Source organism: Nocardiopsis sp. L17-MgMaSL7 (assembly GCF_003182025.1).
Taxonomy (GTDB): domain Bacteria; phylum Actinomycetota; class Actinomycetes; order Streptosporangiales; family Streptosporangiaceae; genus Nocardiopsis; species Nocardiopsis prasina.
On the sequence record NZ_QGTF01000006.1, the window covers coordinates 371,967 to 398,017 of the forward strand.

A 26,051-nucleotide genomic window follows, 5' to 3' on the forward strand; every position below is an offset into this window, starting at 1 on the left:
CCCCGGCCGCGACCCCGAGTTCTACCGAGAAGTAACTTGGGTCCCGTCCACTCGCTCACTCACGGACCGGAGCTGGCATGGCCACGGACTTCACCACGGCGGACCTGATCGACGACCACGGCGACACCCTGCGCAGCTGCTCCACGCAGTTCCGGCAGTACGGGGGGCACCGGGTGTTCTCCGGGCCGGTCCGCACCGTCCGCTGTCACGAGGACAACGGCCTGGTCAAGCAGATCCTCAACTCCCCCGGCGAGGGCGCCGTCCTGGTGGTGGACGGCAACGGCTCCCTGCGCAGCGCCCTGATGGGCGACATGATCGCCGAGGCCGCCGTGCGCAACGGCTGGGCCGGGGTCGTCATCAACGGGGCCGTCCGCGACACCGCCGCCCTGAGCGGGCTGGAGCTCGGGGTGAAGGCCCTGGGCTCCAACCCCCGCAAGTCCCTCAAAGACGGCGCCGGACGCCAGAACGTACCGGTGACCTTCGGGGACGTCACGTTCGTCCCGGGAGAGTGGCTCTACAGCGACCACGACGGGATCGTGGTCAACGCCACCGAACTCTAGGCGCTCGGGCCGTCTGAGCTGTTCCGCCAGGACTGGTTCCCAAGGAAGGGCACCGCGCATCCCAGCAGGATCACGGGCATCAGCAGCACCCCCGTGAGGGCCGCCCACCGGGGCTCCGGGAGGAGGAGGCCGACGGCCCCCGTGAGCACGCCGACCGCCGCGACACCCCCGCCCACGGACCAGCGCGCCCGGTTCCACCATCGGACGGCGGGGGTGTCGTGTCCCTCACGGGCGCGCACCACCAGGACCAGCAGGCTGAGGGCCACCAGGAAGACCGCCAGGAGGAGGGCCATCAGCTGGTCGGTGGACAGCGGCAGCTCACGCCCGGACTCCGAGTGCAGGAGGACGACGTGGACGGCCAGCAAGAACGCGGCCAGAACAGCCAGGTGCAGGTCCAGCAGCCTGCCCAGCGAACGCCCGGACCAGAACACCGGCAGCCGGAGCGCACGTTGGAAACCGGCTCCCAGGCGGGCGCCGACGGTCAGTGCCGTGACCAGCAGCAGGATGGTCCCCGGCGCCGCACTGGTGAACAGCCAGCGGGGGGTCATCGTGGGCTCACCGTCGAGCCCGACCTTCCCGCTGGGGACCACCTCCGGAATCTCCGGCCACAGGGTCACCGTCACCCCCACGGCGACCAGCGCCATAAGCGAGGCGAGCACCGCTCCGATCCACGGAACGGGAACCGCTCCCCTTCCGACAACGGTTTCCGACGAGTTCGCCGCCATCCGACTCCCACCCTTCGATTCACGCTCTTCTTCGATGGGAGAAACGCTAGGAATTCCGCGCGGCGGGCGCATCGGGCCGGGGGCACCCGCGGGTCATGTGCCTGGTCGGGAGTGGGGCATGCCGGAGGTCATGGTCGGAACGTGCCCGTATCCATGACCCTTCGGGCATTTCCGCGCACCGTCGCGCAGTTATTCTCGAAGAATGCGGAAGAAGGATTCCCTGCCCGACCTCTCCTCCTGGGTGGCGCTCCGCGCCGACCGCCCTCCCCGAGTCCTGAACCTGCTGTTCTGGGCTGCCGTGATCTCCACAGGACTCACCTACGGGTTCGTGTTCCTCGTCGCTCCGGAGTTGTTCCCTTCCGGCGACCCGCTGGTCGACGTCGTGATCGTGGTGATCATCGTGTGTCTGGTGGTCTCCTGCGCGCTGTGGCCGCTCCTGGCCTGGTCTCCCTCGGCAGGCTGGGGGCACCGCGCGGCCAGCGTCCTGTTCCTGGGCGTCTCCGTGTTCTCGCTGGCCTCCAACAACTACACCGTGCTGGTCCTGGTGTGCCTGGCCACCATGAACGCGATCGCCGTGTTCGGGATCGCCGGGGCCTGCGGCTACGGGGCCTTCCTCGGCGGGGTGAACTTCCTGCTCGTCCTGTTGGTCCCCGGCGACCCGCTGCTGATCGGCCTCGTGACGACCGGCAGCTCCCTGGTCCTGGTGCTGGCGTCGGGGCTGGTGTACGTCGCCCTGCTCGTGGCCTCCCAGCGGGCCGAACGGACCCGGGAGCTGCTGGCCGAACTGGAGGAGGCCCACGCGGAACTGGGCCGCCACGCGGAGCGCGTGCGCGAGCTGACGGTGTCCGAGGAGCGGGCGCGGATGTCGAGGGAGATGCACGACAGCACCGGGCACTACCTGACCGCCCTGGCCATGACGCTCTCGAACGCGTCGCGCTTTCGCACCGCCCGCCCCGAGGCCGCCTGGGAGGAGGTGGAGCAGGCCCGGGAACTGGCCCGGGACGCCCTCACCGACACCCGCCGCTGGGTGCGCGCCCTGCGCCCGCTCCAGTTGGAGGGGAAGGCGGGCACGACGGCCATGCGGGCGATGGCCGACTCCTTCGACGGCGGCGGCGCACGCATCGTCTTCACCGACGCCGGGGCCTGGCCTCGCCTGTCCCAGGAGGCCGAGCTGGTCTGTTACCGGGCGCTCCAGGAGGGGCTGACCAACGCGATGCGTCACTCCGGAGGAGACAGGATCGAGGTGGAGGTGGGCGGCACGGCGGAGGGCGCGTGCGTGTCGGTGACCGACAACGGCACCGGCGCCGAGGAGGGCGCGGCCCGCGGAGGGTTCGGGCTGCGCGGCCTGCGCGAGCGGGTGGCCTCCGTGGACGGTTCCATGAGCACCGAGAATCCGCCGGGTGGCGGGTTCCGGCTCCTGGTCAACGTTCCCGCCGGGTCCGGGGCCGACAGCACCGTCCCGGTCATGGCTGGGGGTGCCGGGTGAGTCCGGTCTCGGTGCTGATCGTGGACGATCAGATCCTGCTCCGGCGGGGCCTGCGCAAACTGCTGGAGATCGAGGACGGCGTCGAGGTCGTGGGCGACGCCGCAGACGGGGTCGAGGCGCTGGAGTTCCTGGCCTCGGCACCGCCGCCGGACGTGGCCCTAGTGGACGCCCGTATGCCGCGCATGGACGGGATCGAACTCGTCGCCCGGATGCGCGCGGAGCACCCGGGCGTGCCCGCGGTCATCCTGACCACGTTCGACGACGACGAACTCGTGTTCGGCGGGCTGCGCGCGGGCGCCCGGGGCTATCTGCTCAAGGACGTTCCTCCCGAAGAACTGGTTCTGGCCATCCGCCAGGCCGCGCGGGGCGAGACCGTCCTGGGCGGACCGGCCGCGGACCACCTGGTGGCCGCCCTCACCGCTCCCCCGGCACCGGCTCCCGCCCCCGTGCCACCGCCCGCGCTGTCGGAGCGCGAGTGGGAGGTGGCGCGCATGGTGGGAACGGGCGCCACGAACCGGGAGATCGCCCGCACCCTGTTCATCACCGAGGGCACAGCCAAGAACCATGTCACGAGCATCCTGCGCAAGCTGGACCTGCGTGACCGCACCGCGCTGGCCCTGTGGGTCGGGGAGCACCGCGACTGACCGGCGACGTCAGACCGCACAGAACTCCAGGAGGGGGTCCCTGGTGTCCGCGACCCGCGGGAGCGCCTTGGCCAGGCCGGCTCGTCACCGAAGTCGAGTTCCTCCAGCACGGGGAGGAGGGCGGGGAGGTCCCGGGCCCGCGCTGACCGGGACCGGCGCAGGGACGGGGACGCGCGTGGGGGAAGTGTGGGGGTGGGTCCGCTCACAGGGGAGAAGGTACGGCATCGCGGCGATCCGGGCGCGTGGTCACGGCACCCGGCAGCGCGGCTTTCAGGCGCCCGGGACCGCGAACTCCTCGCTGGCGTCGCTGAGGATGTCCAGGACCGCGATGGGGTCCGGCAGGACCACAGCGCCCTCCACGTCACGGGGGTTGCGGATCCAGGTGACGCGTCCCCCGGAGGGCAGCACGGAGGGGGCGCCCAGGACGAAGCTGTCCCGGCAGTGCCAGCGCAGGCCCGGCATCGCCTCCACGGCCTCCGGGACACAGTCCAGATGGCACGACCACCACTCGTCCTCGTCCATCGGGGAGCGGGTGGCGACGAAGAACATGTACCGCGAGTCCAGGGCCGCGACCGGGCCCGCCGGTACGCCCGAACGACCCATGCGCGCCAGGGCCATCACACCGGCCTCACGGGGGACGTCCAGGACGTCGAAGACCCGGCCGGTCGGCAGCACGATGTTCGCCTGGGGACTGGCCGTCCACCATCGGCGGATCGTCTCCGCGTCGGTGCTGGCCTCCACACCCCAGGCCGCGGTGACCGGGTGCGCCGCCGGGTCCGGACAGCCCATCCGGTCGCACGTACACGCTCGGTCCTCGCCCGGAGCCGTGCCCCGCACCACCGGCCAGCCCAGTTCGGCGAAGCGCAGGGCCGACTCCAGCATGCTGTCCGTAGCGTGGCGTCGTTTCCGTCGGTACAACACGTCGGCCATCTGGCACTCCCCGGTCGTGATCGGTGCGGGCGCGGCCGGGTGGAAGGGCCGGGCGCCCCGCGGCCGCGACCGGGGCGTGGGCCTGGCCGCGTCAGCGGAGCAGGCGGGCCGCCTCGGTGGCCCAGTACGTGAGGATCTGTTCGGCTCCCGCGCGCCGGTAGGAGGTCAGGGTCTCCAGGATCGCCCGCTCACGGTCCAGCCAACCCCGCTCTGCCGCCGCCTCGATCATCGCGTACTCGCCGCTGACCTGGTAGGCCGACACGGGGACCGGAGAGGACTCGGCGACCTTGGCGACCACGTCGAGGTAGGCCAGACCAGGCTTCACCATGACCATGTCGGCGCCCTCGGCGACGTCCAGGGCCACCTCGCGCAGGGACTCGCGGACGTTGGCCGGGTCCTGCTGGTATCCGGAGCGGTCCCCGGACTGGGGCGCGCCCTCGGCGGCCTCACGGAAGGGACCGTAGAACACCGAGGCGTACTTGGCCGCGTAGGCCAGGATCGGCACGTGCGGGAAACCCGCCCGGTCGAGCCCGTCGCGGATCGCCCCGACCTGGCCGTCCATCATGCCGCTGGGTGCCACCACGGCGGCGCCGGCCTCGGCCTGGGCGACGGCGATGGACGCGTACCGCTCCAGGGTGAGGTCGTTGTTGACGTGCCCGTCCTCCTCCAACGGACCGCAGTGGCCGTGGTCGGTGTACTCGCACAGGCAGAGGTCGGCCATCACCACGATGTCGTCGCCGACCTCGGCCGCGAGGTCGCGCAGCGCCACCTGCACCACCCCGTCGGGGTCGTCGGCCTGCGAGCCCACCGAGTCCTTGTGCTCGGGGATGCCGAACAGCATGAGCCCGCCGACACCGGCCTCGACCGCCTCACGGGCGGCCTTGCGCAGGCTCTCCCGGGTGTGCTGCACCTGGCCGGGCATCGAGGAGATCGCCACCGGTTCGGTGAGCCCCTCCTTGACGAACATGGGCAGGATGAGGTTCTCCGGGAGCACCCGGGTCTGCGCGACCAGGCGGCGCAGCGCCGGTCCTCGGCGCAGTCGGCGCGGCCGGGCGACGGGGAACTCCGCGTCATGGCTGGCGGTCATGGGTACTCCCGGATGGGCTGGTGGTGGTCGGGAACCGAGGGCACGGCTCGGAGTTCGCTGTTCAGAGCTTGCGGCGGCGACCGCGGCGCTTCTGGCTGGGCTTGAGGACCGGCTTGCCCGCGTCGATCGCCTCCTGGCGCCTGGCCGCACCGTACTCCGAAAGCGCCTCCGCGAGGGCGGAAACCGAGGCTTTCGGCGCGACCACGTCCACACGCAGGCCGAACTCGATGGCGGTCTTCTCGGTCTCCGGTCCGATCACGGCGATCGCGGTGGTGTTGTGCGGCTTGCCCGCGATCCCCACGAGGTTGCGCACCGTGGACGAGGACGTGAAGAGCACCGCGTCGAAGCCGCCGCCCTTGATCGCCTCGCGGACCGGCTGGGGCGGGGGCGCCGCCCGCACGGTGCGGTAGGCGGTGACGTCGTCGATCTCCCAACCGAGGTCGGTGAGCCCGGCCGCGAGGGTCTCGGTGGCGATGTCCGCGCGCGGCAGCAGGACCCGCTCGATGGGGTCGATCTCGGCGTCGTAGGGCGGCCAGACCTCGACCAGCCCCTTGCTGGACTGGGCGTCCTCGGCGGGCTCCAGGTCGGGCTGGATGCCGAAGTCGCGGACGGCCTGCGCGGTGGCCTCGCCGACCACGGCGACCTTGACCCCGGCGAACGCGCGGGCGTCCAGGCCGTACGACTCCAGGCGCTCACGGATGGCCCGGACGGCGTTGACGGAGGTGAAGGCCACCCACTGGTAGCGGCCGGTCACCAGGCCCCGCACGGCGCGTTCCATCTGCTGCGGGGTGCGCGGCGGCTCCACCGAGATGGTGGGCACCTCCTCGGGCACCGCCCCGTAGCCGCGCAACTGGTCGGAGAGGGCCACGGCCTGCTCCTTGGTGCGGGGCACCAGGACCCGCCATCCGAACAGCGGACGGGTCTCGTACCAGGACTGCTCGGCCTGGCGGGCCACCGGGGAGCCGACGATCATCAGGGCGGGTGCCGTGACGTGGTGGTTCTTGGCGTCGGTGGACTTGAGTTCGGCGACCAGGCGGGCCAGCGTCGAGGTGACGGTGGTCTGCCGGGTGGTACCGCCAGCGCGCACGACCGCCACGGGGGTGGTGGCGGGACGGCCACCGGCGATGAGGGCCTTGCACACGACGTCGAAGCCGGGCCCCCGGTGCTCGGGCGCCTCCTCCGGCGGGGCGTCGGCGCCCAGGATGACCAGGGGAGCGTCGCTGGCGGCGGCCTCCTGCCAGTCGACCTCCTTGTCGCCGTGCGGGCGGGCGTGCAGCACACGCAGCTCGGCCTCGTCGTCGCCGAGCAGGGAGATGCCGCCGAAGGTCGGGACGGAGGTGATCGAGGAGACCCCGGGGGCGACCTCGGCCTCGATCCCGGCCTCGCGGCAGGCGGCGACCAGGGCGGCGCCCCGGCAGCCGAAGAACGGGTCGCCCGAGTACAGACGCACCACCCGCTGGCCCTCGCGGGCGTGCGTGACGGCGAGCGCGTTCACGTCGCCGCCGCACTGGGCGGCCTCCACCACCGTGACGCCCTCGGAGCAGTGCGCGAGCAGCTCCTCACGGAAACCGGCGAGCTCCTCGGCCGCGGGCTCCCTGAGGGTGATGACCACGTCGGCCCGGCGCAGCAGTTCGGCGCCGCGCAGGGTCAGGAGGTCGGCGCCTCCCGGACCGGCACCGACCAGGGCGACGTGACCGGACCCGCGCTCGCGGCGACGCGGTTCCTCCGGCTGGGGGCTGGCGTTGGCGTTCACGTACTGGCTCCTCGTGTGTGGGTCGCCCGCGCCCCGGGGTGCGGAGTCCGGGGCGGTGACGGGGAGGTGGTGGTGCGGTGGCGGCCGGACCCTCTCTCGCGGGGCGCGGGCGAAGTTGCCCCTGCTGTGCCTTGCTCCGCGGGCTCCGCCGTGTCGCACGGCGGGGGCCCACCCGGGTTCGGCCGTCCGCACGGCGTGTTCGGCGGTGTGCGGGACGGCTGTGGACCGGGTCGCACGGTCTAGGGGGTGTCCCGCTCGGCGAAGGCCTCGGCGACGATGCGGTCGGCGCCCTCGGCGATCATCTGGCGGGCGAGCTCCCGGCCGAGCCCGACGGCGGCGTCGAGGTCCTCCGGTGAGTCCAGGGCGATGGTGCGCTCGCGCCGCACGGCGGTGGCGCCGTTGGTGGCGACCACGGCGGCGCGCAGGCGCAGGCGGCCCTCGGCGTACTCGGCGAAGGCGCCGACCGGGGCGGCGCACCCGGCCTCCAGCTCGGACAGCACGGTGCGCTCGGCGACGACCTCGGCGCGGGTGGCCGGGTGGTCGACGGAACCCAGGTAGGCGAGGTCGGTCCCGGCGCGCTCGGTGCGGCACTCCACGGCGAGGGCGCCCTGGCCGGGGGCGGGCAGCATCTGTTCGGGCTCGAAGACGTCGGTGACGTCGTCGCGGCGGCCCACACGGCCCAGCCCCGCGTAGGCCAGGACCACGGCGTCGAGTTCGCCGGAGGAGACCTTGCCCAGGCGGGTCTCGGCGTTGCCCCGGATGGGGAGGTAGACCAGGTCGGGGCGGAGCGCGGACAGCTGGGCGACGCGGCGCGGGGAGCCCGTGCCGACCTTCGCCCCGGCGGGCAGGTCCGCGAACTTGAGGCCGTCGCGGGCGCAGAGGGCGTCCCGGGGGTCGTCCCGCTCGGGGATGGCCGCCAGGACCAGTCCCTCGGAGGGGGCCGTGGGCAGGTCCTTGAGGGAGTGCACCGCGAAGTCGATGGTTCCGGCGACCAGCTCGTCGCGCAGGGCGTTGACGAACACCCCGGTGCCGCCGAGCTGGGTCAGGTGGGCCTTGGTGACGTCGCCGAAGCTCGTGATGAGCTCCAGTTCGATCGCCTGGCCGGTCCGCTCGGTGATCGTGTCGGCGACCCCCTGGGACTGGGTGGTGGCCATGGTGCTGCGGCGGGTGCCGAGCTTGGCGGGTGCGGCGGTGGTGCCTTCTGCGGTCATGCCTTCTCCTGTGCGGGCCGCGCGGCGGGGCTGCGGTGACCGGGACAGGTCTCCCCGTCCGGGTCCTTGGGGATCTGGAGGTCGAGGTCGAACAGCTGGCGCAGGGCGGCCTCGTAGGACTCGCCGTCCGGGGCCGCGGCCAGTTCCTTCACGCGCACGGTCGGTCTGTGCAGCAGTTTGTCGGCGACGCGGCGCATCGCGCGGCCGATTTCCTCGCGGGTGCGGTCGTCGAGGTCGTCGGGGAGGCGTCCGTGGAGGCGGGAGAGCTCGGAGTCCACCACGTCGCGGGCCTGGGCGCGCAGGGCGACGACGGTGGGCGCGACCTCGTTGGCGCGGCGGATCGCGCGGAACTCGTTGACCTCCTCGTCGACGATCCCGCGCACGAGCGGGAGCGCGTTGGAGCGGCCGGGGTCGTGGTCGGCTCCGGAGGCGACGGCCTGACGCAGGTCCTCGATGTCCACGAGGTGGACGCCGGGCAGTTCGCGCACGCCGGGGTCGATGTCGCGGGGCAGGGCCAGGTCCAGGAAGACCAGGGGGCGGGTGCGGCCCCGGGTGGCGGCGGCCACGGCCTCGGCGGTGAGCACGAGGCCCTGGGCGCCGGTGCAGGAGATGACGAGGTCGACGTCGGCGAGGGTGGCGGCGGCGTCAGCGAAGGGCACGGAGCCGGCTCGCACGGTGTCGTAGGCCTCGTTGAGGCACTCGGCCAGACGCGCGGCCCGCTCGGGGGTGCGGTTGGCGACGACGACCGTCCCGGCACCCTGGCGGGCCACGGTGTTGGCCGACAGGGCGCTCATGGAACCGGCGCCGAGGACCAGCACGCGGGAGCCGGTGAGCGGGCCGGAGGGGAGTGCGGCGCCGAGGCTGCGGGGTTCCGCGGGGTCGGGGAGAGGGCCCCTGCCGGACATGGGGCAGCCTGCGGGCGGGGTGACCTCGGCGGCGGGCAGCGACGGGTCCGGGGTGACCGCGAGCTCCCGGGTGGCGATGGTGAGGCCGAAGCTGACCATGTCGGCCCCGGCGTGGTCCAGGTGGGTCTCGGTGTGGGCGCGCTTGCCCACGCGGAGGGCGCGCTGGCCGAGGTCGTTGAGGACCCGGCCGACGGAACCGGTCTCCTGGCCCTCCTTGAGGGCGTCGCGCACCTGGCCGAGGATCTGGCCCTCGCCGACGACCATGGAGTCGAGGCCGCAGGTGACGGAGAACAGGTGCTGCACGGCGTTGTCCTCGAAGTGCGCGTAAAGGTGCTCGTTGAGCTCGCCGAGGGTCACACCGGTGTGCCAGGAGAGGAGTTCGGTGATGGCCGCGACCCCGCCGTGCAGGTTCTCGACGTCGGCGTAGACCTCGGTGCGGTTGCAGGTGGAGACCACCATGACCTCGTTGACCGCGTCGGAGCCGACCATCTCACCGACCGCCCTGGTGCGCGTCTCGCCGTTCAACGCGACACGTTCGAGCAGCGCCACCGGCGAACTCCGATGACTCAACCCCACGGCCAGGACACTCATCCGCACTCCTATGCAGGCACTATGTCTCTCCATGTTCGGGTACGGACGGGGACCACCGCCGTCTACCCCCCGAAACACGGCGAACGCTCGCTCATCGCCGCCGCTCGAGCCTTGGGGACCCTGCCCCAGGACCCGGTCCGTCTCATGTCACTTCCAGTCCCGACCTGTGCGTCTGACCGTCGCCGTCGGCCCTGCGCTGCGCGTGGAAGGCGAGGATCTGGAGTTCGATGGACAAGTCGACCTTACGCACATCGACCCCGTCCGGCACATTCAGCACGACGGGGGCGAAGTTGAGGATGCTGGTCACTCCCGCTTCCACGAAGCGGCTGGCGACACCCTGCGCGGAACCGGCCGGTGTGGCGATCACCCCGATCGACACACCCCTGGAACGCACAACCTCCTCCAGGCTGTCAATATGCCTCACGTCCAGCGACGCCACGGACCGCCCCACCACCTCCGGGTCGGCGTCGAGCAGGGCCGCTATCCGGAATCCGCGGGTGCCGAACCCCCCGTAGTTGGCCAGTGCGCGCCCCAGGTTGCCGATGCCGACGATGGCCACGGACCAGTCCTGGGTGAGACCAAGCTCACGCGAGATCTGGTAGATGAGGTACTCGACCTCGTAACCCACGCCTCTCGTCCCGTAGGAGCCCAGATGGGAGAGGTCCTTACGGAGCTTCGCCGAGTTCACTCCCGCGGCACCGGCGAGCCCCTCAGAGGAGACGGTGGCGGTGCCACGGTCCTGGAGTGCCTGGAGGGCGCGGAGGTAGACCGGCAGCCGGGCGACGGTGGCCTCCGGTATTCCCCTCTCCCGGGGCCGAGGCGGACGAGTTGTCACAGGGTGGCGCTCCTGGGGAGAGGTCGGTTCGGGCGGGTGCGGGGTACGGAGCTCGCGGCTCCGGCGCCGACGGCCCCGAACACGCGCCTCCCCCGCCCTACGGGTCGTGGGACCCCCAGATTACGCGCTTGTGAAAGCACGCACAAAGTGGGGTCCGATGTGACGCCCCACGGGCGAGTTCCCACAAATGCACCCCCGTGGGCCTGCCGCGGAACAGGAGATCACATCGCACGCATTCCGGGCGGAGGAGGCCCGCGGCACGGACCCGGTGAGTAAGTCGCGGAGTCTCTCGACACCCAACCGGGGATGCTTCAAGGAAGTGTCGGGAAGCGACGCGGAAAAGGCACCGTCGTCGCCAATGGCGGTGGAACCGCCGCACGCTCGACGGCGCCCATTCCCCTACCCGTCCACCCTCGGAGGTGACCCTCGAAAGCCCCCTCAGGAGGAGAGCGCGGAGCGCAGACGCCCCTCGGACACCCGCCAGAAATCGTGCCGCCGACCGTCGACGAAGGTCACCGGGACCTTGTCCCAGTACTCCTCGCGGTCGGCCTCCGAGACCTCCGCCAGGTCGTGCTCGGCCCGGTCCACGCCGAGGTCGTCCGTCACGCCCTCGATGACCGACCACGCCTCCTCACAGAGGTGGCACCCGGCCTTGCCGAGCATGACCACGCGCGCCTTCCCCGGCCACTGCTGGGTTTCCGTCATGTTTCGCTCCGATTCCGCCACGTTGTCGGCCACCTCACCCGCCCGCGAAGGGCGGTAGGACCTCGATCACAGTCCCGTCCGTGACCGGCACCTCACCGTGCGCCCGCCGACCCACGGGACGTTCGTCCACAAGGAGCGACGAAGCCCCCAGCACGCGCTGGAAACGGTCGTCGGCGTGCAGGAGACACGCCGCTTCGAGGGCGGCCGCGAGGGTGTCGGCTTCGACCGTCTCCTCAGCCGTTCCGGCCGCTTCCTTCGCGGAAGCCCAGTACCGGATAGTGCACTTCGCCATCAGTTGATTATCCTTGGTGTTGCTCGGAGGCGACGTATTCGACAAATCTTCACCGGGGGCAATGGCGCCTTCGATCGCCCGACACAAGCGGGCCGACGAGAAGAGACGCATGAGCCATCTGCTGTTACTCACGAACTCGAACGAACCGTCCGACCACGTTCTTCCCGCCCTCGGACTCCTCCTGCACTCGGTGCGGGTGGCTCCCGCTGAGGCCGGGGCCCTGCTGGCCTCCGGAGTCAGCGGGAACCCGAGCGCCCCGGTTGACGCCATTCTGGTCGATGCGCGAACGGACCTGGCGGCGGCCCGTAACTTCTGCCGGCTGCTGGACACCACCGGGCTGGACTGCCCGCTGCTGGTCGTCCTCACCGAGGGCGGCGTCGCGGCGCTGACCCCGGACTGGCAGGCCGACGACTTCATCCTGGTCACCGCCGGCCCGGCCGAGGTCGAGGCCCGTCTGCGCCTGGCTGTCGGGGCGGCCGAGGCCGGGTCCGACGACCCGGACGAGATCCGCCGGGGCGATCTGGTGATCGACGAGGCCACCTACATCGCGCGTCTGCGCGGTCGCATCCTCGACCTCACCTTCAAGGAGTTCGAACTGCTCAAGTTCCTGGCGCAGCACCCCGGGCGCGTGTTCACCCGGGCCCAGCTGCTCCAGGAGGTCTGGGGCTACGACTACTACGGCGGCACCAGGACGATCGACGTGCACGTGCGGCGCCTGCGCGCCAAGCTGGGCTCGGAGAACGAGTCCCTGATCGGCACCGTCCGCAACGTGGGCTACCGCTTCGTACCGGACCCCGTCCCGAAGTCCGCGCCGGCCCAGAAGCCGTCCGGCGAGGCGCCCGAAGCTGCGGAGACGACGGAGGCCGTGCCCGCCACCCGTTCCGCCGGGGCCTCCTGACGACGGCCCCGCCCGACCCCGACCACTCTCCGGGGCGCCCGTGTCCAGGGCGCCCCGGAGCCGTGTCCGGGCCAGCGGCCCGTCCCCGGGGCCCCTCCCCCCACCCGACCAATCGGACGGCGCGCACTCTCGTGCTCGGCGCCCCCACGCCCTAAGATCGGTGGGGCACCCGACGGACGGGGCTTGGCAGGCGTGGCGGAGTCGCGTCGCCGGGTGCGGCCCGAGCCGCTGATGGCGCGCCCCCGGAGGAGTGAGATCGCACCGATGCCGACCCCCGCTACCCACGCCCCCCACAGACCCCGCCTGAGCAGCGTCATCGGCGCGGCCTTCATCGGTTCCACACTGATCGCCGTGATGTCGCCGGCCCACGCCGACCCCGCCGACCCCGTCGCCTCCGCCGTCATCACCTTCTCCAGTGAGGCCGACACGGTCCGACTCGGTGAAGAGGCCCCGCCGAACACGCTCTCGGTGACCAACACCGGGAACATCCCGATCTGCCTGCTCGAACTGCGCACCGACTCCGACGAGCTCCCGGCGGGCGCCCCCACCGCCTCCGTGATCGCACCTGAGATCACGACCCAGAGCACGGTCTCCGGCGCACCCCGGCAGGACTCCACCGTGACGGCGACGCTGCGCTACGCGGCCGCCCCCGGGGAGGGCTGCCAGGGAGTCGACGAGGGCCAGGTGGAGGAGGTCACGTCGAACTCGTGGACGGTGACGGTCACCGACCCCGAGCCCTCGCCCTCCCCCACTCCCACGGAGTCGCCCTCGGAGACACCCACGGAGGGGCCGACCGAGCAGCCCACCAGGACTCCGAGCCCGTCCCCCACGCACTCCGCGAGCCCCACGCCGACGCCGACACCGACCCCGTCAGGCACGCCCACGCCCTCCCCCTCGGCCAGCGAGAGCAGCGCGGGCGGCGGTTCCGGCAACGAGCGCGGCCCCGCCCGGCCCCCGAACCAGCCTCCGCGCTCGACCGTGAGCACCGCCCCCACCAGCGACGCGAGCATCCCCACGCTTCCCCGCAGCGAGGCGGACCTGCCCGACCTCGCCCCCGGAGAGGCCGAGGACCTCGCCGAACTGCCGCTCGTCACGCCCACGGCCGAGGAGGACACCGAGACCGAGGTCGCCGCCGACCACTCGGACATGGGTCCCTCGATCGCACCGGCCGTCCTGCTCGCGGCCTTCCTGCTCGCCCTGTTGCTGGCCACACCGCTGGCACCCACCCGCCGGGTCCGCCTCGGCGGCGGATACCAGGGCAAGCGACGCAAGGTCTGACACGTCGCCGGGCGGCCCGGGGCCGGGAACGCGAGTACCGGCCCCGGGTCCGCTCACGTCCGCCCGCTGGATCGCCGTTCGGGGAGGCAGTACGGGCGTCGACGTGGGGGATTCGGCCAACACGATCTAGGATTCTGGCTCATGAGTACCCCGCTAGTCACTGACAACCTCGCACCGGAGCTGGCCGGGCCCGTACTGGCCCTGGCCGAGGCCGCGCGTGTACGGGACGGGGCCGCCGCCCTGTCCGAGCACACCCTGCTCCGGATCAGACACGGCGCCCCCTCCGGCAGCAGCCGCTTCCATGTCGTCTCCCACGACGACCGGGTCGTGGGGTTCGCGTTCGTGGAGAGAGGCGAGGGCGAGCCGGACTCCGGCGAGGTCGTCGTGCACCCCGAACACCGCCGGAGCGGACACGGTTCCGCGCTCCTGCGCTCGATCCGCGACGACGCGGGCCCCCACGGGGTCCGGGTGTGGGCGCACGGGCGCACACCCGGTGCGGTCTCGGTGGCGGAGTCCGAGGGCTGGAAGCCGGTCCGGGAGCTGCACAAGATGCGCATGCCCCTGCGCGACCTGGGCCCCGAGGTTCCGGGAGGCCCGTGGACCGCGCCCGAGCTGCCCGAGCCCGTCCTGCGGCCCGAGGTCGCCGAGAAGGTGCGCATCCGGCCGTTCGTCGTGGGCCAGGACGAACAGGCGTGGCTGAGGGCCAACGCGCTCGCCTTCGCCGACCACCCCGAGCAGGGTTCGCTCACCCTGGACGACCTGCTCCAGCGTGAGGTCGAGGACTGGTTCGACCCACGGGGGTTCCTGGTGGCGTCCACCAACAGCGGAGCGATCGCCGCCTACCACTGGACCAAGACGCACGCCGACGGCGCCGGGCTGAGCGACGACGAGGCCGTCGGCGAGGTCTACGTGGTGGGGGTGGACCCCGCGTGGCAGGGCACCGGCCTGGGCCGCGCCCTGACCCTGGCCGGACTCGTTCACCTGCGCGACGCCGGGCTGCCCTGGGTCCACCTGTACGTGGACGGTGACAACGAGGCCGCGGTGCGCCTGTACGAGTCCCTCGGCTTCACGATGTGGGACACGGACGTGATGTACGCCCCCTCCGGGCCCCGCGGCTGAACGCCGGCGCGGGCCGCCCCCGAAGGCCCGTGCGACGTGCGGCTTGTCACATTCACCGGACGAACCCCGGTGCGCCACAAGAGTGCGACACCGCGTTCACCTTCCGTTCATCTTCTCTGGGACAACTGGTCACTTCCTGCGCCTACCTTCGCAATCGGCGCGGTTCGGCTGTTTCCCGCGCGTTGGCCCTGGCACCACGGTCGGGTCCCGCGTGGTTCACCGCCGTCCCGCTGGGACGCGGACCGATGACCAGCCCCGCACAAACTTCCGAACCGGAGAATCCATGACGACCACGGACGCGCCCAAGGCGGCACCGCCGCCCACGGGCAAGCGCCGGATCGGCGATGTCGTTTTCGCCGGGCTCGCCCGGGGATCGGGGATCTTGATCCTGCTGATCCTCGCGGGTGTGGCCGCCTTCCTCCTGGTCCAGGCCTGGCCGTCACTGCTGGCCAACACCTCGAACTTCCTGACGGACCAGTCATGGAACGCCAACGTCCGGGAGAACCCGTCGTTCGGTGTGGCGGCGCTGGCCTTCGGTACCGTCATGGCCGCCGCGATCGCGCTCCTGCTGGCCACGCCGGTGGCGATCGGCATCGCGCTGTTCATCGTCTACTACGCGCCCCGACGGCTCGCCACGACGCTCGGCTACCTGGTCGACCTGCTCGCCGCCATCCCCAGCGTGGTCTACGGCCTGTGGGGCATGATGGTGCTCGCCCCGCAGCTGGTGCCCGTCTACGAGGGCATGACGAAGTACCTGGGCTGGATCCCCCTCTTCGCGGGCCCCGCCTCCACCTCCGCCCGCACGCTGCTCACCGCGGGCGTCGTCCTGGCCGTGATGATCCTGCCGATCATCACCGCGATGTCCCGCGACGTTTTCCACCAGGTCCCGCAGGGCCACCGCGAGGCCGCGCTCGCCATGGGCGCCACCCGCTGGGAGATGATCCGCCTCGCCGTCCTGCCCTTCGGCAAGTCCGGCATCGTCGGCGGTGCCATGCTCGGCATGGGCCGCGCGCTCGGCGAGACCATGGCCGTCGCCATGATCCTCTCCCCGTCCCTGGCGATCTCCTTCAACCTGCTCCAGAGCGGCAACCAGACCATCGCCGCGCACATCGCCCTCCAGTACCCGGAGGCCACCGGCTACGGCGTGTCCGCGCTGATCGCCGCGGGCCTGGTGCTGTTCGCGATCACCCTGGCCGTCAACATGGGCGCCCGCTACGTCGTGGCCCGGGGCAACAAGGAGTCCGCATGAGCATGACGACGACGCAGCCTCCTGCCCCCGACGCGGGCCCGGCCGGGAACCACCTCCGCTCCGGCGCCCTGCCCAACCGGTTCCCGCTGGTTCTGCTGGTCGCGTGCGGGATGGTGGTGGCGGGCGTGCTGGCCGCCTTCTCCTCCTTCGGCGTGGTCCTGTGGGCCCTGCTCACCGCCGTCTCCTACGTGGTCATCGTCGTGACCGCCTCGGCGCGGATCGAGGGCGGCCGCAAGGCGAAGGACCGCCTGGTCACCTCGCTGGTCTACTCCGCGTTCCTGCTCGCCATGGCACCTCTCGTGTCGCTGCTGTACACGGTGGTCGGCTACGGGCTGGACCGGTTCGACGGCCACTTCCTGTCCGTGTCGATGAACGGCGTACTGCCGAGCATGGACGCGGGCGGCGTCTACCACGCGATCGTCGGCACCCTGGCGATCACCGGGATGGCCACGCTGATCTCGGTGCCGATCGGCGTGCTCACCGCCGTCTACCTGGTCGAGTACGCCCAGGGCCGCCTGAAGAAGGTCATCACGTTCTTCGTGGACGTCATGACCGGCATCCCGTCCATCGTCGCCGGTCTCTTCGTGGTGGCGCTGTGGATGATGCTGTTCGGCCCCGGCAAGACCAACGGCGCGGCGGGCGCGATCTCCCTCGCCGTGCTGATGATCCCGGTCGTGGTCCGCTCCAGCGAGGAGATGCTCCGCCTGGTCCCCCGCGACCTGCGTGAGGCCTCCTACGCCCTGGGCGTGCCCAAGTGGCGCACGATCACCAAGGTGGTGCTACCCACCTCCGCGGCCGGGCTGACCACCGGAATCATGCTCGCCATCGCGCGCGTTATCGGAGAGACGGCACCGCTGGTCCTCACCGCCGGGTCGTCGGCCGTGTCCATCAACTGGAACCTGTTCGACGGCCAGATGATGAGCCTGCCGGTGTTCATCTACTCGCAGTTCCGCATGGGTGGGGCCGTCAACTACGAGAGGGCCTGGGCCGCCGCCCTGACGCTGGTCCTGACGGTCATGCTGCTGTTCGTCCTGGCCCGCGTGATCGGCCGCCTCTTCGCACCCAAGACCCGCTAAAACGAGGAACACCCTGTGGCGAAACGAATCGACGTCTCCGGACTGCACGTCTACTACAGCGACTTCCTCGCGGTCGAGGACGTGTCCATGACCATCGAACCCCGCTCCGTGACGGCGTTCATCGGCTCCTCCGGCTGCGGCAAGTCGACCTTCCTGCGCACCCTGAACCGCATGCACGAGGTCACCCCCGGCGCCCGCGCCGAGGGCAAGGTCCTCCTGGACGACCTCGACATCTACGGCCGCGAGGTCGACCCGGTGATGGTCCGCAGCGAGATCGGCATGGTCTTCCAGAAGGCCAACCCGTTCCCCACCATGTCGATCTACGACAACGTGATCGCGGGGGCCAGGCTCAACAACACGCGGATGAGCAAGTCCGAGGCGGACGAGCTGGTCGAGGAGTCGCTGCGCGGCGCCAACCTGTGGGAAGAGGTCAAGGACCGCCTGAACAAGCCCGGCTCGGGCCTGTCCGGCGGCCAGCAGCAGCGCCTGTGCATCGCCCGTGCCACGGCCGTGAAGCCGTCCGTGCTCCTCATGGACGAGCCCTGCTCGGCGCTGGACCCCATCTCGACGCTGGCGATCGAGGACCTCATTCACAAGCTGAAGGAGGACTACACGATCGTGATCGTCACCCACAACATGCAGCAGGCCGCCCGCGTCTCCGACCGGACCGCCTTCTTCAACCTCTCGGCCCCGGGCAAGCCCGGCAAGCTGATCGAGATGGGCGAGACCAACCAGATCTTCACCCGCCCGGAGAAGAAGGAGACCGAGAACTACATCACCGGCCGGTTCGGGTAGGCCGACCACGGATCGGTTCGGCTCGAATCCGTTCTGTCACTGCCCTGTGCTTACCTGAGGGGGCCCCGTTGATCGGGGCCCCTTCTGCGTTGGAAGGCAGGACATGTCACCCCCCGGGGACACCCACCTGCCACCCTCTTCTGACCGAGACCGGTCGTTGGGGGAAGGCAGCGTGGACGGATCACCGGCGTGCACATTGCAGATGGTTCGAGAAATGGGGTGAACCAAACCAAAGGTCCTGGTATTCGAGGCCAACAGCGATCGCACTGCGACGCCGAGGATCGCGAGCATCTACTACCAGTGGGACTCCGTCCGAGGTTCTGGTACAGAACCTCGGACGGGCGTCAGTCAATTCACCATGCCTGCGACAATCACCATGCCGAGCACCGCACAGACCGCGGTGACAACGGTGATCGCCACACAGAGCTTCAGGCCGATCTTAACGTGCAGAGTCACGCCAGAGTGTTCAGCCGAGGGTTGGGGGGTATGTTCAGAGACTTCAGGCATCGGGGGGGGTGGCCTCTCCATGTTAGTGGGCTAGCGACTCAACACACCGTACACGAGATCACTCGCTGCCAAAGTAGTAAATGCGGTGCTTCTGGAGCACGGAGCCCACAACACGCATACAGACATGGCTACCGCTGTCCCTGGGCTCCTGCCGCAGGCCCTCAACACCCTGCGATAGTGTCAACACGCCCCTGATGGTCATCTCGATGCAGGGGGATGGACCCTAGTAGACGCGTTGCGTTCGGTCTCTTCCCGCACTCGCGGGAGTGAGGGATCGTGCTCCGAGGCACACAGGCCTCGGAGCACGGCCTGTATCCCTCGACCCCAAGATCACGCGACGTTGGAAGACGGACGATGCGCTTCGACCTTCTCCGAGAGCCCTGGCTACCCGTGATCACCCTTCAGGGAGAAGCGGCATACGTCGGCCTCGAAGATGCTCTGAACAGGGCACACGAATACCGCTGGCTTCAGGGCGAGACTCCCACTGTCACTGCGGCCCTCCACCGCCTACTCCTCGCGCTAGTTCTGCGCGTCCACTTCGACGGTCTGGATTCGGTCTCGTCAGACAAACGCTGGTCCGAGCTGTGGTTCAGCGGCTCGCTTCCTGCTGGTCTACTAGCCCGGTACCTGGACGGTGATGGAGACACTCCCGGGTACCGAGACCGGTTCGACCTGTTCGGGGCTCACCCCTTCTTCCAGAACACCCGCATCCCGGAAGACATGACTGGCTCCACTGCAAAGTTGACCATGTTCCGCGCGGCAGGGAACAACGCCACGCTCTTCGACCACACCGCCAATGACACAAGAACAGACCTCAGCCCGGCCGAAGCGGCGCGGTGGCTCGTTACAGTTCAGGCTTTCGACACGGGCGGACTCAAAGCAGGGAAGCGCCCTTCACGCCCCTCATTGGGTAACGGCTTCGCGACAGTCGTCATCGAGGGAGCAGACCTACGCGAGACTCTTCTGCTGAACGTACCTCGAGCTAACCCCTCGGGGAAACCGCAGTCGAGCTCGAGAGATCGACCGACCTGGGAACGCGAGTCTGATGTCATTCAGGACTCATCCAAGACTGAAAAGTTCATCCGCACTCCGTCCGGCCAAATGGATCTTCTCACCTGGCAGTCACGGCACATTCGACTCCGCGGCCACGAGGATGCTACTGGTGTGGTCGTGCATGACGCGGTCATCCTTCCCGGCCATCGAATGGGAATAGACCTAGAGCTCATCGAACATACGGCTGCGTTCCGCCGCAGCTTCAGAATAAGGAAGGGAGCTCGCGACAAGGAGGCGTCTGGCCCTTGGAAACCGATTCAGCTGGAGGAAGTCCGAGGAGTCTGGCGGCATTGCCGCGAACTCCTGATCGCCAACGAGGTTGACAATAGCCAGTACGAATACCTCCGCCCAAGGAACTTGGACCGGATTACGGAGCTACACGAGAGCGAGGGCTGCTTCCCAGAGGACAAGGTGTTCACGCTCCGCGTCCTGGGTCAGCAGCTCGACCCCAACCGCGGCGCGGTACACACCTGGCTAGAGGAGACTCTCCCCGCCCCCCTGAGCATACTCCAGGAAAACCCGGGCAAGACGTCGCTGGAACCCTTTATAGGTCTGGCCGTGTCCCTGGCTGTCAACATGGGCGAGGCGCTCCAGAGGATGGAGCGTGATTACCACACCCGACTCAAGGGCAACTCGCAAGCAGAACGAAGACTCCTCCAACAATGGTTCTGGCACCCCCTATCTGAGGAGTTCAACCGCTACCTCATGGCCCTCGCAAAGGGAATCAAGGAAGACCCAAGGGGCATCGCACCACTCACGGCGTCCTGGGCGAATGAAGTAGATCGGATCGCCCACGAGGCACACCTACGATGGGTTGATAATATTCCACGCAGGCCAGCGGACGACTTGTTCTCGCTGGCCAAATGCTCCATCCAGTTCAAAAGGCGAACCCGGGATATTCGACACGATTTCAACAGCAGCATAGAGACTGACCACATCCTATTGAAGCAGAAGAATTTCCAGAGGATTTCCACCCCGGCTTCGATCGAAGTTCTCCAGAATAGAAAAATCTTCATCGACGGCTTGTACCAACTAGGGATCGAACTAGACTCCGGAGAACCAACCCGAGCGTCGAGGGCACGCAGAGTTCTCTCCCGAATACGTCGGAGTACCAACGATCCGCGCTACCTGCCCGACCTCGTCGAACTCGTCCTCCCTCACTCACCCGTGCCGGATGAGAAGGAGGTCTGGTACTTCGTCGCGGTCCTATTCTCCTTGAACCCACGACCAGCTTTGAGTGGAAAGCGAAGGCCTCTCGGTATCGCCATGAGGGACTCCGGAACCGGATCCTCCGTTGAGGCCCGTCTGCGCCAATTGCTTACCTCCGACTGGAACGTCCTCCAGTACCGGTTGCGTCAGGTCGTGCCGATGCTTCAACAGCAGGGGGTGGCGCTGGACTACGGCCAGCTGCTCGACGACCTGGTGGAACTCCACCAGGCTCCCCACGGGAGTGCTCGAGCGCACCGAGTGCACCTGCGCTGGACCGAGCATTTCCTCAGTGGCTGGGAAGACCACCACTCCACAATCTCCGCACCGTAGGGTCTCCCCGCCCCTCGACAGCACACACCGCACGGAGTCCGTACGTGAACATCGAACTGCACCTGCTCCAGTCCTTCCCCACCAGCAACCTGAACCGGGACGACATCGGCCAGCCGAAGAGCGTCACCTTCGGCGGTGTCGTGCGGGGCAGGGTCTCCAGTCAGTGTCTGAAGCGCTCGGCCCGGACGCTCTTCCCCCGGTACGGGCTCGATCAGTCGGAGCTCGGTGAGCGCACCAAACGCCTGCTACCCATCACCGCCCGGTTGCTCGACGGCGTGTCCGACGCCGATGTCCCCTCCGACGAGGCACGCGGAATCGTCCAGCAGGCCCTGGCGTGGATGGGTTTCGCCATCGCTGAGAAGGACCTCACGCAGTACCTGTTCTTCCTCGGGCCCGAGGCCGCCGAAGAGCTCGCCGTGTACTGCCGCGAGCACTGGGACGACCTCGCTGATCAAGGCGACAAGCGGCGCAAGCTCATGAGTGACCTCGAGAAGGCTCGGGAGAGGCACCAGTTGGCCGAGGGCAACGAGGACAAGAGGAAGGCCAGGACCGGGGTCACCAGCGTCGAGACCAAGATCAAGAAGCTCGACGAGGTCCCGGCCGCGAAGAAGAAGGAAGCGCGGAAGGCCGCCGGCCGCGTCCTCAGCGCCGGTCGTTCCGTGGACATCGCGCTGTTCGGTCGGATGATCGCGAACAACAAGGACTTCAACGTCGACGCCGCCTCCCAGGTCGCGCACGCCATCTCCACGCACGCGGTGTCCACCGAGTTCGACTTCTTCACCGCCGTGGACGACCTCAAGGCCAACGAGGCCGACCAGGACGCGGGCGCGGACATGATCGGGGTGGTGGACTTCAACGCCGCCTGTTACTACCGCTACGCCAACGTCGATCTTGATCAGCTCAGGCGCAACCTGGTCAGCGGTTCGGGAGCCACAGCGGACGACGGCGAGATCAACGAGCTCATGGATCGGGCCCTGGGTGCCTGGATCCGCGCGTTCGTGAACGCGACTCCCAGCGGCAAGCAGAACTCGATGGCCGCGCACACACGACCCGACACCCTCATGATGGTGGCGCGCGAACACGGCTCCTGGAACCTCGCCAACGCCTTCCTCAAGCCCGTGGAGGGAACCGCGATCATGGAGGACTCCACTGAGCGCCTCTTCGCACACTTCAGCAAGCTCCGGGGCTTCTACGGCGACGACGAGATCACCAAGGTGGCGGCCTCCTCCCTGTCGGGTGAGGTGAGCGGCCTGGAGGAGGGCGAAATCGTGTCCTCGCTGGACGCCCTCGTGCAGAGTGCCGTGACCGCGTCGCACGGGTGAACGGCGTGAACACACAGACACTCGCCCTGCGTATCGACGCCCCCATGCAGTCCTGGGGCCTGCGGTCACGCTTCGTCAAGAGGGACACCGCCTCGGAACCGACCAAGTCGGGGGTGGTCGGGTTGTTGGCCTCGGCACGCGGCATCGCACGTGACGACGACGCGGCACTCAGGGAGATCTCCCAGCTGAGGATGGGGGTCCGGGTCGACAGGGAGGGCCTGCTGGAGCGCGACTTCCACACCGCGCAGGAGGTCCCCAACACCATGGGAACCAGCCACCGGACCGTGGTCAGCGATCGCTACTACCTCGCGGACGCCCTGTTCCTGGTGGTCCTGGAAGGCCCGGCCACGCTGCTCCAGGAGCTTGAGGAAGCGGTGCGCCGACCGCACTGGCCCCTCTTCTTCGGGCGCAAGGCCTTCGTCCCGGCGGCTCCCCTCGTCGAACCCGACTCAGAACGTGAGCGCTGGGGCACCGGTCTCTCCCTGCGCCCCTTGGGGGACGTGCTTCGGGACCACCCCTGGCTGGAACGGGACCCCGAGCGCCAGCGGGAGATGCTGGGTCTCGAACCGGACCAGCGGAGGCTGCGGACGGTGGTCGACGTCCGCCCCGACCACGAGTACGCCGAGCGGCGGCACGACCTCCCGCTGTCCTTCACCGAGGGGGCCCGTCGTTACGCTTCCCGCGCCGTCCGGGTCGACCAGGTCCTCCTGACCGACGTCATGATCAGCGGCCACACCACCAGTGCGGAAGGAGGGGCTCCGTGTATCTGAGCCGGGTCCCGGTCAACCCCCTGTCACCCACCTTCCGGCGGGACTACGCCGACGTCCACGACATGCACCGCACGCTCATGGCCAGGTTTCCCGAAGCCCCGCAGGACATGCCTGCTCGGGAGCACCAGAGACTGCTGTGGCGGCTCGAAGGGCAGGGGCGCGAACTCGTCTTGTACGTGCAGAGCAGGGAGCATCCGAACTGGGGTTCGCTACCGGAGGGGTACCTCGGCGGCCGCGCCCTGGTGAGAAGCCTCCAGCCGGTCCTCTCCGCGGTCGCGGACAAGGCCGAGTTCAGCTTCCGCCTGACCGCCAACCCCACCAGGAGCGTGCTTCCCCCGCCGAACGGAGAGAAGCGCCCTCGCGGTACACGACGCCCCATCCACGACCCCGAACTCCAGGTCCAGTGGCTGGTGCGGCAGGGTGAGCGCCACGGCTTCGCCCTCCTGGACTCCTCCGCCGACGCTCCGGACGTCGTGGCCCTGCCCCGCCCCCCGGCCGTCGGGTACAAGAAGGCTCCGGAGAACTCCCGGGGGCCGGACCGGCTCAAGATCACGGTGGCCTCGGTGACGTTCGACGGTCGACTCAGGGTCACCGACCCTGAGGCGTTCCGTGCCGCGCTGGGCAACGGGATCGGTCGGGCCAAGGCCTACGGCTGCGGCCTGCTCAGCCTGGCTCCCGCACGCCGACCAGGTTAGACAGCCGGGACCCGGGCTGATAGACACGCGATGCCCGGGATCCCGGCATTTCACCCTCCCCGCGGAAGGACTCGACTGATGGCCGTTCCCCTGGTGATCGACACCGACACCGCACAGGACGACTGCGTGGCGCTCCTCGTGGGGCTGCTGGACCCGGTGGCGGACCTGCGGGCGGTCACGATGGTGGCCGGGAACGTGGGGTTCGACCAGCAGGTCCGCAACGCCTTCATGACGCTGAACGTCGCGGGCGGGCGCTCCGACGTGCCCGTGTACCTGGGCTGTCGGCGTCCGCTGGTGCGTGAGTGGGTGAGCGCCGAGAACGTGCACGGGGACGGGTCCGGCGGGCTCTCGATGGACCAGGACGGGCTGGATCCCCGTGGCGAGCACGCCGTGGACGCCCTGGTGCGCATGGCCGCCGAGAACCCCGGTGAGCTGTCGATCGTGGCGATCGGGCCGCTCACCAACATCGCGGCCGCGGTGGTCCGGGACCCCGACTTCGCGGGCAACGTGAAGTCCCTGTACGTCATGGGCGGGTCCAACAACGGCCGGGGCAACATCACGGCCGCCGCCGAGTTCAACTTCTACGTGGACCCCGAGGCCGCCAAGGCGGTGTTCGCCGCCGGGTTCGACGTCACAGTGGTGCCCTGGGACCCGCTCACGCTGCGGCAGGCGGTGTTCGGGCAGGACCGGCTGGACCGCATCGCCGAGCTGGACACGCCGCTGTCCCGGTTCTTCACGACGATCTGCGCCGCCACCCTGGACTTCGACCGCAGGGTGGGCATCGACGGCACCACCCATCCGGACTCGTTGACCGCGGCCGTGCTCCTCCACCCGGAACTGGTGCTCGCGGCCTCTCCGTACCACGTGGACGTGGAGACCGCCGGAGAGCTCACCCGCGGCTACTCGGCGATGTCCTGGGGCGTCCACGGGCTGGAGCCCAACGCGCGGGTCATCGAGGAGATCGACGCGGACGGCTTCTTCGAGTACCTCCTGTCCCTGCTGTCCCGCGAGACCCTGCCGCCGAGGGTGATCACCGGTCGGTGAGGGCGATGGTGCCCTGCGCGGCCGCCACGGTCCTCTCGGAACCCTCGTCGTCGACCATCACGAGGTCGCAGCGGCACACCGCACGGCGGCGGGTGGACTCCACCACGTGGGCGCGGGCGCTGAGCAGGCGTCCCCGGGCGGGCCGCAGGTACTCGACGGAGAACCCGCTCGTGAGCACCGAGGCGCCGAGCACGGTGCCGCCCGCGAAGGTCAGCGCGTTGTCCGCCGCGTAGGCGAGCACCCCGCCGTGCAGGAAACCGTTCTGCTGGCGGAGCTCGTCGCGGACGTCGACCTCCAGGACGGCCCTGCCGGGCTCGAAGACGGCGATCCGGGCCCCGACCAGCTGGCTGAAGGGCTGGGCGGCCAGGACGCGGTTGGCGAGCTCCGGGGTGATCTCCTCGGCCATGGGCTTCCTTCCTGAGGCGGGTACCGCCACCCTAGGGCCACGTCCGGGGGCGGGGCCGATCCCGATGTGAGCGACCCCGCCCCGGACTCAGGGAACCTCGACGGCCTCCGAGCCGTAGGGAACGGCGCGCACCAGACTCACCCTGAGTGTCCGCCCGTTGGGTGCCGTGTAGGTGCGCTCCTCCCCCTGCTCGGCGCCGAGGATGGCCTGTCCCAGGGGCGACTCCGTCGAGCACACCGGCATGCCGTCGGAGTCCGCGCGGTCGCGCACCCCCAGCAGGAAGGTCTCCGGGTCGGGGTCGTCGCCGTAGCGGACGGTGACGACCATGCCGGGCTCGGCGATGCCGTCGTCCGGAGGGGCCTCGCCGATGACCGCGTCCCTGAGGATCTCCTGGATGCGGTTGACGCGGGTCTCACGGGCGTCCTTGTCCTCGATGAGGGGGAAGCCCCCGGTTCCGGGAGCGGACGTGCCGGTGAGGACCGCCAGTTCGGCGGTGAGGCGTTGGTGGGTGCCCGGGGTCAGCCAGGTGCGGTTCGTCATGGGGTCTCCTTGTACGAAGGCGCCCCGCCGGGGTTC

25 protein-coding genes are annotated in these 26,051 nt (G+C 69.9%); 14 read left to right on the forward strand and 11 right to left on the reverse strand.

Annotation, left to right across the window (positions count from 1 at the left end):
* Window positions 1–77: 77 nt before the first annotated feature.
* On the forward strand, window positions 78–560 hold the full coding sequence (rraA, locus tag BDW27_RS13370; RefSeq protein ID WP_110049503.1) for a ribonuclease E activity regulator RraA: 483 nt from the start codon (window positions 78–80) through the stop codon (window positions 558–560).
* Here rraA and BDW27_RS13375 read toward each other — a convergent pair.
* Window positions 557–1,219, reverse strand: coding sequence for a hypothetical protein (locus BDW27_RS13375; RefSeq protein WP_110049504.1), 663 nt, complete (start codon window positions 1,217–1,219; stop codon window positions 557–559). The genes rraA and BDW27_RS13375 overlap by 4 nt on opposite strands.
* 268 nt (window positions 1,220–1,487) lie before the next feature.
* Here BDW27_RS13375 and BDW27_RS13380 point away from each other — a divergent pair, with 268 nt between their 5' ends.
* Both BDW27_RS13380 and BDW27_RS13385 read left to right on the forward strand, forming a co-directional pair.
* A complete protein-coding gene (locus BDW27_RS13380; protein ID WP_110049505.1) occupies window positions 1,488–2,771 on the forward strand; it encodes a sensor histidine kinase in 1,284 nt (427 codons plus the stop codon).
* On the forward strand, window positions 2,768–3,415 hold the full coding sequence (locus BDW27_RS13385) for a response regulator transcription factor (RefSeq protein WP_110049506.1): 648 nt from the start codon (window positions 2,768–2,770) through the stop codon (window positions 3,413–3,415). The genes BDW27_RS13380 and BDW27_RS13385 overlap by 4 nt, the downstream gene beginning before the upstream one ends.
* 270 nt (window positions 3,416–3,685) lie before the next feature.
* Here BDW27_RS13385 and BDW27_RS13390 read toward each other — a convergent pair whose 3' ends face one another.
* The 8 genes from BDW27_RS13390 to BDW27_RS13425 all read right to left on the reverse strand — a co-directional run bounded on the left by BDW27_RS13390 (window position 3,686) and on the right by BDW27_RS13425 (window position 11,724).
* Entirely contained in the window at window positions 3,686–4,297 is a 612-nt protein-coding gene (locus BDW27_RS13390) for a bifunctional DNA primase/polymerase (protein WP_017544203.1), read from the reverse strand.
* 139 nt (window positions 4,298–4,436) lie between these two features.
* Complete coding sequence (gene hemB / locus BDW27_RS13395) at window positions 4,437–5,432, reverse strand: porphobilinogen synthase (RefSeq protein WP_017544204.1); 996 nt, start codon at window positions 5,430–5,432, stop codon at window positions 4,437–4,439.
* Between the two features lie 61 nt (window positions 5,433–5,493).
* Complete coding sequence (locus tag BDW27_RS13400) at window positions 5,494–7,185, reverse strand: uroporphyrinogen-III synthase (RefSeq protein WP_110049507.1); 1,692 nt, start codon at window positions 7,183–7,185, stop codon at window positions 5,494–5,496.
* A gap of 239 nt (window positions 7,186–7,424) precedes the next feature.
* A complete protein-coding gene (gene hemC / locus BDW27_RS13405; protein WP_017544206.1) occupies window positions 7,425–8,396 on the reverse strand; it encodes a hydroxymethylbilane synthase in 972 nt (323 codons plus the stop codon).
* A complete protein-coding gene (locus tag BDW27_RS13410; protein WP_110049508.1) occupies window positions 8,393–9,892 on the reverse strand; it encodes a glutamyl-tRNA reductase in 1,500 nt (499 codons plus the stop codon). Before BDW27_RS13410 ends, hemC begins: the two co-directional genes overlap by 4 nt.
* 142 nt (window positions 9,893–10,034) lie before the next feature.
* Entirely contained in the window at window positions 10,035–10,727 is a 693-nt protein-coding gene (locus tag BDW27_RS13415; RefSeq protein WP_017544208.1) for a redox-sensing transcriptional repressor Rex, read from the reverse strand.
* Window positions 10,728–11,165: 438 nt separating this feature from the next.
* Window positions 11,166–11,432, reverse strand: a complete 267-nt coding sequence (locus BDW27_RS13420) for a glutaredoxin family protein (RefSeq protein WP_026129193.1) — start codon at window positions 11,430–11,432, stop codon at window positions 11,166–11,168.
* A 34-nt stretch (window positions 11,433–11,466) separates the two neighbouring features.
* Complete coding sequence (locus BDW27_RS13425) at window positions 11,467–11,724, reverse strand: MoaD/ThiS family protein (protein ID WP_017544210.1); 258 nt, start codon at window positions 11,722–11,724, stop codon at window positions 11,467–11,469.
* A gap of 109 nt (window positions 11,725–11,833) precedes the next feature.
* Between BDW27_RS13425 and BDW27_RS13430 the strand changes: the two genes are divergently transcribed.
* The 11 genes from BDW27_RS13430 (at window position 11,834) to BDW27_RS13480 (ending at window position 25,069) form a co-directional block, all read left to right on the forward strand.
* The gene (locus BDW27_RS13430; protein ID WP_110049509.1) at window positions 11,834–12,622 is read left to right on the forward strand and encodes a response regulator transcription factor; all 789 of its coding nucleotides are present in this window, start codon (window positions 11,834–11,836) and stop codon (window positions 12,620–12,622) included.
* Window positions 12,623–12,886: 264 nt separating this feature from the next.
* Window positions 12,887–13,900 (forward strand): hypothetical protein, encoded by a 1,014-nt coding sequence (locus BDW27_RS13435; protein WP_110049510.1) that lies wholly within the window; start codon window positions 12,887–12,889, stop codon window positions 13,898–13,900.
* A gap of 141 nt (window positions 13,901–14,041) precedes the next feature.
* A complete protein-coding gene (mshD, locus tag BDW27_RS13440; protein ID WP_017544212.1) occupies window positions 14,042–15,019 on the forward strand; it encodes a mycothiol synthase in 978 nt (325 codons plus the stop codon).
* A 283-nt stretch (window positions 15,020–15,302) separates the two neighbouring features.
* Complete coding sequence (gene pstC / locus BDW27_RS13445) at window positions 15,303–16,268, forward strand: phosphate ABC transporter permease subunit PstC (protein ID WP_017544213.1); 966 nt, start codon at window positions 15,303–15,305, stop codon at window positions 16,266–16,268.
* Complete coding sequence (pstA, locus tag BDW27_RS13450) at window positions 16,265–17,344, forward strand: phosphate ABC transporter permease PstA (protein WP_017544214.1); 1,080 nt, start codon at window positions 16,265–16,267, stop codon at window positions 17,342–17,344. Before pstC ends, pstA begins: the two co-directional genes overlap by 4 nt.
* Window positions 17,345–17,359: 15 nt before the next feature.
* Window positions 17,360–18,139: a phosphate ABC transporter ATP-binding protein PstB gene (gene pstB / locus BDW27_RS13455; RefSeq protein WP_017544215.1), complete on the forward strand. Its 780-nt coding sequence runs from the start codon at window positions 17,360–17,362 to the stop codon at window positions 18,137–18,139.
* Between the two features lie 861 nt (window positions 18,140–19,000).
* Window positions 19,001–21,238, forward strand: coding sequence for a type I-E CRISPR-associated protein Cse1/CasA (gene casA / locus BDW27_RS13460; protein ID WP_110049511.1), 2,238 nt, complete (start codon window positions 19,001–19,003; stop codon window positions 21,236–21,238).
* Between the two features lie 44 nt (window positions 21,239–21,282).
* On the forward strand, window positions 21,283–22,560 hold the full coding sequence (gene cas7e / locus BDW27_RS13465) for a type I-E CRISPR-associated protein Cas7/Cse4/CasC (RefSeq protein WP_110049512.1): 1,278 nt from the start codon (window positions 21,283–21,285) through the stop codon (window positions 22,558–22,560).
* 5 nt (window positions 22,561–22,565) lie between these two features.
* On the forward strand, window positions 22,566–23,330 hold the full coding sequence (gene cas5e / locus BDW27_RS13470; protein ID WP_233515748.1) for a type I-E CRISPR-associated protein Cas5/CasD: 765 nt from the start codon (window positions 22,566–22,568) through the stop codon (window positions 23,328–23,330).
* Window positions 23,321–24,025, forward strand: a complete 705-nt coding sequence (cas6e, locus tag BDW27_RS13475; RefSeq protein ID WP_110049513.1) for a type I-E CRISPR-associated protein Cas6/Cse3/CasE — start codon at window positions 23,321–23,323, stop codon at window positions 24,023–24,025. Before cas5e ends, cas6e begins: the two co-directional genes overlap by 10 nt.
* Window positions 24,026–24,103: 78 nt before the next feature.
* Window positions 24,104–25,069 (forward strand): nucleoside hydrolase, encoded by a 966-nt coding sequence (locus tag BDW27_RS13480; RefSeq protein ID WP_110049514.1) that lies wholly within the window; start codon window positions 24,104–24,106, stop codon window positions 25,067–25,069.
* On the opposite strand, the gene BDW27_RS13485 is transcribed toward BDW27_RS13480, so the two are convergent.
* Together BDW27_RS13485 and BDW27_RS13490 are read right to left on the reverse strand one after the other, a co-directional pair.
* Window positions 25,056–25,475: a PaaI family thioesterase gene (locus BDW27_RS13485; RefSeq protein WP_017544217.1), complete on the reverse strand. Its 420-nt coding sequence runs from the start codon at window positions 25,473–25,475 to the stop codon at window positions 25,056–25,058. The genes BDW27_RS13480 and BDW27_RS13485 overlap by 14 nt on opposite strands.
* An 87-nt stretch (window positions 25,476–25,562) precedes the next feature.
* Window positions 25,563–26,015: a GreA/GreB family elongation factor gene (locus BDW27_RS13490; protein WP_017544218.1), complete on the reverse strand. Its 453-nt coding sequence runs from the start codon at window positions 26,013–26,015 to the stop codon at window positions 25,563–25,565.
* Window positions 26,016–26,051: the final 36 nt, after the last annotated feature.

What these genes read in the sequence shown, in the direction of transcription:
- BDW27_RS13425 (WP_017544210.1), bottom strand. Translation starts at nt 11,724, where the DNA reads ATGGCGAAGTGCACTATCCGGTACTGGGCTTCCGCGAAGGAAGCGGCC.
- BDW27_RS13410 (WP_110049508.1), bottom strand. Translation starts at nt 9,892, where the DNA reads ATGAGTGTCCTGGCCGTGGGGTTGAGTCATCGGAGTTCGCCGGTGGCG.
- hemC (WP_017544206.1), bottom strand. Translation starts at nt 8,396, where the DNA reads ATGACCGCAGAAGGCACCACCGCCGCACCCGCCAAGCTCGGCACCCGC.
- pstA (WP_017544214.1), top strand. Translation starts at nt 16,265, where the DNA reads ATGAGCATGACGACGACGCAGCCTCCTGCCCCCGACGCGGGCCCGGCC.
- hemB (WP_017544204.1), bottom strand. Translation starts at nt 5,432, where the DNA reads ATGACCGCCAGCCATGACGCGGAGTTCCCCGTCGCCCGGCCGCGCCGA.
- BDW27_RS13480 (WP_110049514.1), top strand. Translation starts at nt 24,104, where the DNA reads ATGGCCGTTCCCCTGGTGATCGACACCGACACCGCACAGGACGACTGC.
- BDW27_RS13435 (WP_110049510.1), top strand. Translation starts at nt 12,887, where the DNA reads ATGCCGACCCCCGCTACCCACGCCCCCCACAGACCCCGCCTGAGCAGC.
- BDW27_RS13485 (WP_017544217.1), bottom strand. Translation starts at nt 25,475, where the DNA reads ATGGCCGAGGAGATCACCCCGGAGCTCGCCAACCGCGTCCTGGCCGCC.
- BDW27_RS13390 (WP_017544203.1), bottom strand. Translation starts at nt 4,297, where the DNA reads ATGCTGGAGTCGGCCCTGCGCTTCGCCGAACTGGGCTGGCCGGTGGTG.
- BDW27_RS13380 (WP_110049505.1), top strand. Translation starts at nt 1,488, where the DNA reads ATGCGGAAGAAGGATTCCCTGCCCGACCTCTCCTCCTGGGTGGCGCTC.
- pstC (WP_017544213.1), top strand. Translation starts at nt 15,303, where the DNA reads ATGACGACCACGGACGCGCCCAAGGCGGCACCGCCGCCCACGGGCAAG.
- BDW27_RS13420 (WP_026129193.1), bottom strand. Translation starts at nt 11,432, where the DNA reads ATGACGGAAACCCAGCAGTGGCCGGGGAAGGCGCGCGTGGTCATGCTC.
- rraA (WP_110049503.1), top strand. Translation starts at nt 78, where the DNA reads ATGGCCACGGACTTCACCACGGCGGACCTGATCGACGACCACGGCGAC.
- BDW27_RS13430 (WP_110049509.1), top strand. Translation starts at nt 11,834, where the DNA reads ATGAGCCATCTGCTGTTACTCACGAACTCGAACGAACCGTCCGACCAC.
- casA (WP_110049511.1), top strand. Translation starts at nt 19,001, where the DNA reads ATGCGCTTCGACCTTCTCCGAGAGCCCTGGCTACCCGTGATCACCCTT.
- mshD (WP_017544212.1), top strand. Translation starts at nt 14,042, where the DNA reads ATGAGTACCCCGCTAGTCACTGACAACCTCGCACCGGAGCTGGCCGGG.
- BDW27_RS13490 (WP_017544218.1), bottom strand. Translation starts at nt 26,015, where the DNA reads ATGACGAACCGCACCTGGCTGACCCCGGGCACCCACCAACGCCTCACC.